The sequence below is a fragment of the Rahnella sp. PAMC25617 genome, assembly GCF_050606005.1.
GTDB classification, from domain to species: domain Bacteria; phylum Pseudomonadota; class Gammaproteobacteria; order Enterobacterales; family Enterobacteriaceae; genus Rahnella; species Rahnella variigena.
Genome location: NZ_JBOCUM010000003.1, coordinates 69482 through 80911 on the forward strand (window position 1 = coordinate 69482; position 11430 = coordinate 80911).

Consider the following 11430-nt stretch of genomic DNA (forward strand, 5'->3'; position numbering starts at 1 on the left):
AAGTGTCCGGTCAGTCAGACAGGTGGAAACTGAGTCAGTGTTTTTGTATCGAAAAGGCGTATCTGAAAGGTATACCTAAAAGGAATTTCCAAAGATGTCTCCAGAACCGATGACGACAGCGTCGTCACCTGAATATCCCCTGACTGCTGCGCCGGTTCCGGGCAGAGCGCAACAACATGCCACCCGGCTGATTTTCTTATTGTCCGGTTTTGCCATGGCCGCCTGGGCACCGCTGGTGCCCTTTGTTAAATTGCGGCTGGCAATCAGTGACGGCACATTAGGATTACTGTTGCTATGCATTGGCGCAGGTTCGACCTTTTCGATGCCGCTCACCGGTTTTCTGACCGGAAAACTGGGATGTAAAACCGTGATTTTGATTGCCAGCGTGTTACTGCTGCTGGCATTGCCCCTGCTGACGCTGATGGACAGCACCGCCGGTATGGCCGTGGTGTTGCTGGTGTTCGGGGCGGCGATAGGCATGATTGATGTGGCCATGAACGTCCACGCGATAGTCGTTGAGAAAGCCAGTGGCCGCGCGATGATGTCCGGGTTTCATGGCTTTTTTAGCATGGGCAGCATTTTTGGTGCGCTGGCCGTCACCGGTTTATTATTTTTCGGGCTGACGCCTTTTGAGTCGGTAATGCTGGTCGTGATTTTACTGGCCGTTCTGACGGTGGTGACCAGCCCGCACTTGTGGCGCGAAACCCGTCATGACGGCGATGGCCCTATTTTTGTCCTGCCCCGCGGCTGGGTCATTTTGCTGGGCTTTTTATGTTTTGTGATGTTTTTGACCGAAGGATCGATGCTGGACTGGGGCGCACTGTTCCTCACCACGGAACGCGGCGTTGCAGCACATCAGGCCGGACTTGGCTACGCTGTTTTCTCGGTCGCCATGACCGCTGGACGTCTGACCGGTGACAAAATTATCGCCGCGTTCGGGCGTTATAAAGTACTGATGTACGGCAGTCTTTGTGCCAGTCTCGGGCTGATTTTGCTGACGCTGGTGGATAATCTGTGGATCGCCGGTCTGGGCTTTGTCATGATCGGATTTGGTGCCTCGAATCTGGTACCGATTATGTTCAGCGCCGCAGGTAATCAGACATCAATGCCTGCCAGCATGGCTATCGCCTCCGTGACAACTCTGGGTTATGCCGGTATTTTGGCGGGCCCTGCGCTGATAGGTTTTATCGCACAAGTCAGTAGTTTGTCTTTTGCATTAGGTTGCGTTGCGGCGATGATGCTTTGCGTCACCGCCTGCGCCAGAGCCGTTGTCCGGTAAAGAGTAATAACAAGAATGAAGGAAAAAACTCATCATCATGGCTGGTAAATATTTATCGCTGACATCGACCAATATCACGCGCTTCTTTTGGTTGTTCATTGTCCTTCTGGTGATGGGACTGGGCCTGTATGGTTACAATTACACCAATGCCTATCTGAACGATAAGATGCGAACGGTGCAAAACACCGCCGAACTGCTGCAAAAACGCATCGATAAATTCCGTTACATGACCTACCAGATTTATGACAACTATTCGGGTCAGCCTATGACACCGGATGCGGTCAGTGCTCAGGAAGTCCGTCTGCGTCAGGACATGTATCTAGTCTCCAAACCTCATAAAAAAACTGATGCGCTTATTTTAGGTACCCATGACAGCTCTACGCTGGATTTAACCCTGAAAATCTCGTCGTTTCTGGATGATCAGTGGGGCTCGAACACGCTGCCCTACTCGCTGTATTACCTGAACGGTCAGGACAACAGTATGCTGGTGGTGACGACCGTTCCCTTGCAGCAACAAGATTCGCGCCTGAAGGAAAACGCATTCACCAGCACATTGCAGGCGCGTCGCGCTGAAATGCTGCAACAGGCCAATACGCTGGATGAACGTGAAAGCTATTCTCCGTTGAGAAAATCGCGTCAGGGCAGCGACTATTCATTCTCCCTGCGCACCACGTTTAATAATCCCGGACATCTGGCGACTGTTATCGCCTTTGATTTGCCGATAACTGACCTGGTTCCGTACAACATGGCGCGGGACAATTTCCAGTTAAACGGTAACACCACGGCGGTAAATGAAGGCGATCCGGAAGACGATAGCGCCGAGGCCAGCAGCATCGTGATGCAAGGCTGGACACTGGTGTTTGACGTTCCGCTGAGTAATTCGCCGCTGTCGCTGACCTATCACGTTCCCTTGTTCAGTCTGATCGTTGACCTTTCACGCAATAACTTCTGGCTGATCCTGATTAATCTGTTCCTGATGGGTCTGGCGATGGCCAGCATTTACTTTATCCGCCATCAGTACATCCGCCCGAGCGAAAATATGGCTGCCCAGTTGCAGATGCAGCAGGCGCTGAACCAGGAAATTATCTCCGGACTGCCGCTCGGTTTGCTGGTGTATAACTTCAGCAATCACAGCGTGGTGCTGAGCAATAAAATTGCCGACCAGCTGTTGCCGCATCTGAGCCTGAATAAAATCGCCAATATGGCCGAACAGCATCACGGCACCATTCAGGCCACGGTCAATAACGAAGTCTATGAAATCCGCATGATCCGCAGTCAGATCTCACCGGAAACTTACCTGTTTATGCTGCATGATCAGGATAAAGAAGTGATGGTGAACCGCACGCTGCAACAGGCAAAACGCGAGTTTGAGAAAAACCTGCAGGCCCGCAAGCTGATGCTGCACAATTTAGGCATTGAGCTGAATCAGCCACTGCAGGAGCTGAACGGACTGGCGGTGGCGCTGGTGGAAGAGCAAAGCCCGGAAGCGCGCCAGACGCTGGAAGGCAAGCTGCTCAATGAATCACGCAATGCGCTGACGCTGGTGGATAACATCACCTTGCTGACGCGGCTGGAAACGCAAGACTGGCAACCGGCTGGCGAAAAGTACGTGTTATCCGCCATGATTGATGAACTGTTGCTTGAAGCCCTGCCCCGCCTGAACCAGAAAGGTCTTGGCTTACTCAATCACTTCCAGATTGCCCCGGAAGCCACCTTTATCGGCGACGTGCAGGCGGTGAAGAAAATCCTTTCGCTGCTGCTCGATTATGCCATCGTCACCACGTCTCTGGGTAAAGTGACACTGACCAGCGAACAGGACGAAGATCGTCCGGATCAGTTGATTTTCCACATTAACGACACCGGTAGCGGAATTTCCAAGGAAGAATTAAGCAATCTGAATTATCCTTTCCTGAGCCAGACACTGGTTGACCGTTTCAATCACGGCTCCGGCCTGACATTCTTCCTGTGTAATCAGCTGTGTAAAAAGCTTGGCGGCCAGTTAGAAATCCGCAGCAAGCTTGATATTGGTACACGCTATACTGTACGTGTTAAACAGCGTCAGGAAGCGCAGGAACTTGAAGCTGAACATGAAAAATTACTGAATGATGTGACGGTCTTGCTCGACATCACGTCTGAAGAAGTTCGCGGTATTATCACCCGGACCATGAATGCCTATGGTGCCGTATGCATCGTGGCAGATGACCGGCAGGTTGCGCGGGAATACGACGTTTTACTGACAGATAACCCGCAGAACAGCGACAAATTTACGCTTTTGCTGACTGATGATGAGTCAGGTTTCCAGCAGCTTGAAAAGCATTATATTCGCGTCAATTACAACATCAGCAGTGCGCTGATTGACGCAACCCTACTGTTAATCGAACAGCAATTTTCTGTTTCCGATGACAGTGTTTCATCCGAAGAACCCGGTGAAGACTCTCTCGACTATTATGAAAAGCAGTTAAAATCAAGCGATTACTATCAGCTTTTCGTCGAGACAGTACCGGAAGATCTTGAGAAACTGTATAATGAGAACCAACGTCGTGATTTCACGTCACTTTCACAAACAGCACATCGTCTCAAGGGGGTGTTCGCTATGCTGAACCTGACCCCAGGCAAGCAAATGTGTGAATCGTTAGAGCAATACATCGCAGATGGCGATGCTTTACAGATTACTGAAACCATCAATCACATTGATTCTTTTGTCTCCAGACTGCTCCAGCAAGGTAGCTAATCACATGAATAATATGAACGTAATTATTGCTGATGACCATCCTATCGTCCTGTTTGGTATTCGTAAGTCCCTTGAACAAATTGAATGGGTGAATGTTGTAGGCGAGTTCGAGGACTCCACCGCACTGGTTAACAGCTTAAGCAAACTTGATGCTCACGTGCTGATCACCGACCTGTCCATGCCGGGCGATAAATTCGGCGATGGCATCACGTTGATCAAATACATCAAACGCCATTACCCGCAGTTATCCATTATTGTTCTGACCATGAATAATAACCCGGCGATCCTGAGCTCTGTTCTGGATCTGGATATCGAAGGGATTGTGCTTAAGCAAGGCGCGCCAACTGACCTGCCTAAAGCACTGGCTGCATTGCAGAAAGGCAAGAAGTTCACGCCCGACAGCGTGGCGAAATTGCTGGAAAAAATCAGCGCCAACGGTTACGGCGACAAACGCCTGTCTCCGAAGGAAAGCGAAGTTCTGCGCCTGTTCGCAGAAGGCTTCCTGGTGACCGAGATTGCCAAAAAGCTGAACCGCAGCATTAAAACCATCAGCAGCCAGAAGAAATCTGCGATGCTGAAACTGGGCGTTGAAAATGATATCGCCCTGCTGAACTACCTGTCTTCCGTCAGCTCACAGCCGGTGGATAAAGACTAACGTTTCAGTCTAAATGATTAAGAAATGAAAAAGGCACCTTCGCGGTGCCTTTTGTTTTGGTGTTTTAACTGTCGCGCTTTCTGCGAACCAGCGCGCTGTAATAACGCAGCGTATCGCGCAGGGTTTCCAGTGTGACAGGCTTGGATAAACAGTTATCCATACCGGCTTCCAGACAGCGCTGACGCTGTTCGGCCAGCGCATTGGCGGTAACGCCAATCACCGGCAGCGTGTGACCGAGTTCGCGCAGTTTCTGCGTCAGGCCATAACCATCGAGTCGCGGCATGTTAACGTCGCTCAGCACAATATCAATTTCATGCGCACGCATGGCGTCCAGCGCATCCATCCCGTCATTCGCCGTCACCACGATGTACCCCATGGTTCCCAGCTGGTCAGCAAGCAGACGACGGTTAATCGGATGGTCATCGACCACCAGCAAGGTCACATCGCTGTAATCCTGCGCCGTGGCTTCTGGAAGAGCCGGTGTGCCCTCTTCCGTTTCAGCCTCAAGGCGGTAAATACGATTCAGCAGCGCGGTGATTTCCAGCGGCGTTGACGTGCTGTGAACCCAGTAACCCGGACGCGTTTCGACCGGCGGACCGATATGATCGATAGAAAACTCGATTTGCGCCGCAAGCTCTCCATTATGGATGAACGGCGTATCGGTGATTAACACGTCTTCACGCTGACTTTGCAGCCCCGGTTCGCAGCGCTGAACATTCGCACCGTTGTAGCGCATCAGCTGCATCAGGTAGCTTTCCAGATACGCATTACGCACATCCAGCCAGACCGTTTTATCCTGCCAGTCATCCAGCGGCTCGCCCGACGGGAACGTGGCGTTATAGAGCGGAATTCGCACCGTAAACGAACTGCCCAGCCCCGGCTCGGATTCAACGTCGATATCACCGTCCATCAGGTTGATCAGTTTTTCACAAATCGCCAGACCAAGACCGGTCCCCTGGAAGTGGCGCTGTACACCGGTACCGACCTGGAAGAACGGGTCAAACAGACGGGTGATCTCACGTTCAGGGATCCCCACGCCGGTATCACGTACCTGGAATTCGAGGTAATTCCCGCAGGTTCTGACATTCAGAACGATGCAGCCGGTATCGGTAAATTTAATCGCGTTATTGAGAATATTTGAAATAACCTGCTGCAAACGTACCGGGTCACCGTTAAATGACAGCGGCACGTTGTGTTCGATAAAGCAGTACAGCCCCAGACGCTTTTTCACCACCAGCGGCAGATAGTTACCGCCAATATGGGTGATCACTTCACGGCAGGAGAATTCCTGTGGCTCAATTTTTAGCTGCTCGGATTCAATTTTCGAGAAATCGAGAATGTCGCTGATAATTTTCAGCAGCAGCGCCGAAGAGTTATTCATCGCCGTCACCAGCCGGTCAACGCCCTGCGGCAGCCCCTGCGTTTGCAGTAAATCCAGGTTACCGATGATGCCGTACAACGGCGTTCGCAATTCATGGCTGACCGTCGCAAGGAACATCGATTTCGACTGGCTGGCCTGCTCGGCGGCATTGGCCATTTCCTGCAGCGATTCTTCCATCCTGACGCGCGAACTGACGTCGATCAGCACGCAGATCGCCACGTCTTCATTACGGTAACGCGAATGCACGAAGCTGAGCTGGATGTTGTTATTGTTCTTGGTGATGACATCGACGAAATTCGTTTGCTGATCGCAGATGATGCGCGTAATGCGTTGCCGGTCTTCCTGCGTCAGCATATTGATGTAGTTATGCGCCAGTTCATTACTCAGAATATTGACGCCATCGCTGATACGCAGAATCGAAATACCGACCGGTGCCGAGGCCACGATTTTATGGTTGAACTGCTCATGCTCTTCAAGACGGAAGGCGTTTTCCTCGGCAGGTAAGAACATTTTGCGCTCAAAAACCCAGGCCAGAATAAACAGCAGCAGGCCTGAGAAAATGTTGAGTAACACGGCGTTGAATATCAGGATTTTAAAACGCTCGATGACGGTATTAAACGGCATCGAATACACCACGCTCAGCGAGGAAGGCGTCAGCGGCTTTTTATAGACCAGATCCTTGTAACCATTCACATAACCAAAGAATGAACTTTCTTCAGGGATATTGGCGATGGGTGCGGTGGCGCGGTTATCCTCAGAAATGTTGAGCAGCGGCTGATCGTCCGCATCCAGCAGCGTGACGGAGGTGTGTTGCGCATTCGGATTAACCAAATCTTCCATACGAAGATTTTGCTGAATGCCCATCAATGCTTCCAGCTTATTGCCGACATAAATCGGCGTCAGAACATACAGATAACCGGAATCTTTGTTGCTGCCCTGCGACACCCAGTACAGGCTGTTTTCTTTGTCCTGGCTCTTACCGTTGCGGTATTGCAGAATTTTTTCATGCAATGACTTGAGCTGATCCTGACTGGCACGTTCGAACGGTTCACTGCTGATACCAAAATCAACCAGGCACAGATTCGCCCCGCCAATGAAGAACACCCGGTTCAGATCGTACGCATCGGAAAAATTATCTTTCCAGTAATGGATCATGTTACCGAGCGTACTCAGGGAGTTGCGGTAGCTGTCATTAATCTGCGAACAATCGGACTCTGGGAAAAGGGAAAGATACGTCGGCTGAACATTTTTGGTGCTGATCATGCCATTGATGATATCCAGCCCGTTCATTGAATCGCTAAGCCGCTTTTCCGCCATGAACTTAATACTGTGCATGACGTCATTAGAGTTCTTGATGTAGCTCTGCGCGAGATCGTAATTGAAGTTGTCTTCATCACGGATTTCAGATTCTTTGTTGTGGAAAATATTGAGCACATAGAAGGTGGTGAGCAACACACCTAGTGTCCACAACATGAGCGCCAGCACCCGGAACAGATAGCGGGATATTTTTAGCGTTGTTCGAAACGAAGCAAGATATTTCAAGGATTAACCATTGATGTTACGGCTCTGTGAGCGGGTTAGGTTTTGAATTCAGAATACACTATTGTCGCAGTTTCTAAAAAATACGATGTTATAAAAAAGGGCATAACAATGTTATGCCCTTTTGTCATCTGAAGAAGAAAACTTATTCTTCTTCGTCGTCAGCTGGCTGATCGTCTTCACTTTCCGCGTCGTCTGGCAAATCGGCTGCTTGTGCCGCTTCCAGTTCGCCCGCTTCGGTGGCTACACCATCCAGCTCTTCGTCTTCTACCGGTTCTGCAACACGTTGCAGGCCGACTACGTGCTCATCGTCTGCGGTACGGATAAGCGTCACCCCCTGGGTGTTACGACCTACAGTACTCACTTCGGAAACACGGGTACGCACCAGTGTGCCGGCATCGGTGATCATCATGATCTGATCCGCTTCATCAACCTGGATCGCGCCAACAACCGGTCCGTTACGCTCGCTCACTTTGATCGAGATAACGCCCTGCGTTGCACGGGATTTGGTTGGGTATTCGGTGGATTCAGTACGTTTACCGAAGCCGTTTTCTGTCACAGTCAGAATACAACCGTCACCGCGTGGAATAATCAGCGACACAACGCTGTCGCCTTCGCCCAGACGGATACCGCGAACACCGGTCGCCGTACGACCCATTGAGCGGACCGCTGCTTCAGAGAAGCGCACCACTTTACCGGCCGCAGAGAACAGCATGACTTCGTCTTTACCGTCAGTCAGGTCAACACCAATCAGCTCATCACCCTCGTTGAGGTTGATGGCGATGATGCCGGCGCTGCGTGGACGGCTGAAATCGGTCAGTGCAGTTTTCTTCACGGTACCGCTCGCCGTTGCCATGAACACATGACGGCCTTCTTCGTACTCTCGTACTGGCAGAATGGCGGTAATACGTTCGTTTGGCTCAAGCGGTAACAGGTTGACGATAGGACGACCACGGGCACCGCGGCTGGCTTCCGGCAACTGATAGACTTTCATCCAGTACAGACGTCCGCGACTTGAGAACATCAGAATGGTGTCATGGGTATTAGCCACCAGCAGACGGTCAATGAAGTCTTCTTCTTTAATACGTGCTGCTGACTTGCCTTTACCGCCGCGACGCTGCGCTTCGTAATCGGTCAGAGGCTGATATTTCACGTAGCCCTGATGCGACAAGGTCACCACAACGTCTTCCTGATTGATCAGGTCTTCGATGTTGATGTCCGACGTATTGGCAGTGATTTCGGTACGACGCGGATCGTTGTACTGATCGCGGATCGCTTCCAGTTCTTCACGAATGACTTCCATCAGACGGTCAGGGCTGGACAGGATGAACAGCAGCTCGGCGATCTGCACCAGCAGCTCTTTGTATTCATCCAGCAGTTTTTCGTGCTCGAGGCCGGTCAGTTTCTGCAAGCGCAGATCCAGAATTGCCTGCGCCTGTTGTTCAGTCAGGAAATATTTTCCGTCGTGAATACCAAACTGCGGCTCCAGCCATTCCGGACGCGCTGCGTCATCACCGGCGCTTGCCAGCATGGCAGACACGTTGCCCAGATCCCATGAGCGCGCAACCAGGCCAGCTTTCGCTTCTGCCGGCGTCGGTGCAGCACGGATTAATTCAATGATCGGGTCGATGTTTGCCAGCGCGATGGCCAGTGCTTCAAGGATATGAGCACGGTCGCGGGCTTTACGCAGTTCGAAGATGGTACGACGCGTGACGACTTCGCGGCGGTGACGAACGAACGCAGACAGGATTTCTTTCAGACCGAGAATTTTCGGCTGACCCTGGTGCAGTGCCACCATGTTGATACCGAAAGACGTCTGCAGTTGCGTCAGTGAATACAGGTTATTCAGCACCACTTCACCGACTGCATCACGTTTGATTTCAATGACGATACGCATGCCGTCTTTGTCAGACTCATCGCGCAGCGCACTGATACCTTCAACGCGTTTTTCTTTCACCAGCTCGGCGATCTTTTCGATCAGACGGGCTTTGTTCACCTGATACGGGATCTCGTGAACAATGATAGTTTCTCGACCGGTTTTCGCATCAGCTTCCACTTCAGCACGGGCACGGATATAAATCTTGCCACGGCCGGTACGGTAAGCTTCTTCGATACCACGGCGACCGTTGATGATGGCCGCTGTCGGGAAGTCTGGTCCCGGGATGTGTTCCATCAGCCCTTCAATGCTGATGTTTTCATCTTCAATGTACGCCAGACAGCCGTTGATAACCTCAGTGAGGTTATGCGGCGGAATGTTCGTCGCCATACCTACCGCGATACCGGACGAGCCGTTAACCAGCAGGTTTGGAATGCGCGTAGGCATAACAGAAGGAATTTGTTCGGTGCCGTCATAGTTTGGCACGAAGTCGACAGTTTCTTTTTCTAAGTCTGCCAGCAATTCGTGAGCAATTTTTGACATGCGGATTTCGGTATAACGCATGGCAGCTGCGGAGTCGCCATCCACTGACCCGAAGTTACCCTGCCCGTCCACCAGCATATAGCGAAGTGAGAAAGGCTGAGCCATACGAACGATGGTGTCATAAACCGCGGTATCACCGTGTGGGTGATATTTACCGATAACGTCACCGACCACACGGGCCGATTTTTTGTAGGCTTTATTCCAGTCGTTACCGAGGACATTCATTGCGAAAAGTACGCGGCGGTGCACCGGTTTCAAACCATCGCGCACATCTGGTAACGCACGTCCGACAATAACGGACATCGCATAATCCAAATAAGAGTTTTTAAGCTCTTCTTCGATGTTAATCGGTGTGATTTCTCTGGCAAGGTCGCTCATGGAGCTGCTATCCCTCTACTGATTATTCATGGCCGCTGCCCACGTAGGCATATATAGCGCAAAGGTGTAAAACTATACCACAAACCAGCCAAACGTGGAAAACAACCGCCCCCTTTTGCGTACTATTATCCAACGCGTTTCAAACCTTTGCACGCAGGGCTTCATTTCGTATAAACATTAACCAAAACGACAAAACTGAGCCAAAGCAGATGGAATATGTATAATTCGCTAATCAAGTGATAAGGAGTTACTCACGCTCATGACAACCACACCGTCTGCAAAACCGCAAAACATCGACCACGAAGAAATCGCCAAATTTGAAGCCGTCGCCTCGCGCTGGTGGGATCTGGAAGGCGAATTCAAACCGCTGCACCGTATCAATCCGCTGCGCCTGAACTACATTCTCGAACGCGCTGATGGCCTGTTCGGCAAGAACGTGCTGGATGTAGGTTGTGGTGGCGGAATTTTGAGTGAAAGCATGGCGGTAGCAGGTGCGAATGTTACCGGTCTGGACATGGGCGGTGAGCCATTACAGGTGGCACGTTTACATGCGCTGGAAAGTGGCGTGAAAGTGGATTACGTACAGGAAACGGTAGAATCTCATGCCGACGCACATCCGCAGCAATATGATGTGGTGACCTGCATGGAAATGCTCGAGCACGTGCCGGATCCGGCTTCTGTCGTTGCCGCCTGCGCGCGTCTGGTGAAACCCGGCGGTCATGTGTTCTTCTCTACCATCAACCGTAACAATAAAGCCTGGCTGATGGCGATTTTCGGCGCTGAGTATGTGCTGAAAATGGTGCCTAAGGGCACGCACGACATCAAGAAATTCATCAAGCCTTCTGAATTGCTGGGTATGATCGACCGCACATCGCTGTTTGAGCGTCACATTATGGGTCTGCACTACAACCCGCTGACCGACCATTTCAAGCTCGGGCCAAATGTAGATGTGAACTACATGATCCACACGCAGGCCCTGTAAAATAAGGCCAGCAAAAAAGGGTGACAGATCCGTCTGTCACCCTTTTTTTATGCTTTCTTTCCAGCC

The 11430-nt window shown here is 51.1% G+C and carries 6 protein-coding genes; 4 read left to right on the plus strand and 2 right to left on the minus strand.

The genetic code is table 11. The annotated features are described in order from the left end of the window. Window positions 1–109 precede the first annotated feature (109 nt). The 3 genes from ACM615_RS02480 to rcsB are packed head-to-tail and all read left to right on the plus strand — an operon-like array spanning window position 110 to window position 4665. A complete protein-coding gene (locus ACM615_RS02480) occupies window positions 110–1279 on the plus strand; it encodes an MFS transporter (RefSeq protein ID WP_112289502.1) in 1170 nt (389 codons plus the stop codon). 37 nt (window positions 1280–1316) lie between these two features. Further along, a complete protein-coding gene (gene rcsD, locus ACM615_RS02485) occupies window positions 1317–4010 on the plus strand; it encodes a phosphotransferase RcsD (RefSeq protein WP_129639040.1) in 2694 nt (897 codons plus the stop codon). Between the two features lie 4 nt (window positions 4011–4014). Beyond that, on the plus strand, window positions 4015–4665 hold the full coding sequence (rcsB, locus tag ACM615_RS02490) for a response regulator transcription factor RcsB (protein WP_013574620.1): 651 nt from the start codon (window positions 4015–4017) through the stop codon (window positions 4663–4665). Window positions 4666–4729: 64 nt separating this feature from the next. On the opposite strand, the gene rcsC is transcribed toward rcsB, so the two are convergent. Together rcsC and gyrA are read right to left on the minus strand one after the other, a co-directional pair. Continuing rightward, window positions 4730–7588, minus strand: coding sequence for a two-component system sensor histidine kinase RcsC (rcsC, locus tag ACM615_RS02495; RefSeq protein ID WP_431011388.1), 2859 nt, complete (start codon window positions 7586–7588; stop codon window positions 4730–4732). A 142-nt stretch (window positions 7589–7730) separates the two neighbouring features. Next, complete coding sequence (gyrA, locus tag ACM615_RS02500; RefSeq protein WP_112289497.1) at window positions 7731–10382, minus strand: DNA topoisomerase (ATP-hydrolyzing) subunit A; 2652 nt, start codon at window positions 10380–10382, stop codon at window positions 7731–7733. Between the two features lie 259 nt (window positions 10383–10641). Here gyrA and ubiG point away from each other — a divergent pair, with 259 nt between their 5' ends. Then, complete coding sequence (gene ubiG, locus ACM615_RS02505) at window positions 10642–11364, plus strand: bifunctional 2-polyprenyl-6-hydroxyphenol methylase/3-demethylubiquinol 3-O-methyltransferase UbiG (protein ID WP_112289498.1); 723 nt, start codon at window positions 10642–10644, stop codon at window positions 11362–11364. The last annotated feature ends 66 nt before the right edge of the window (window positions 11365–11430 follow it).

Coding starts and splice junctions, on each gene's coding strand:
- ubiG (WP_112289498.1), top strand. CDS start 10,642: ATGACAACCACACCGTCTGCAAAACCGCAAAACATCGACCACGAAGAA.
- rcsB (WP_013574620.1), top strand. CDS start 4,015: ATGAATAATATGAACGTAATTATTGCTGATGACCATCCTATCGTCCTG.
- gyrA (WP_112289497.1), bottom strand. CDS start 10,382: ATGAGCGACCTTGCCAGAGAAATCACACCGATTAACATCGAAGAAGAG.
- rcsD (WP_129639040.1), top strand. CDS start 1,317: ATGGCTGGTAAATATTTATCGCTGACATCGACCAATATCACGCGCTTC.
- ACM615_RS02480 (WP_112289502.1), top strand. CDS start 110: ATGACGACAGCGTCGTCACCTGAATATCCCCTGACTGCTGCGCCGGTT.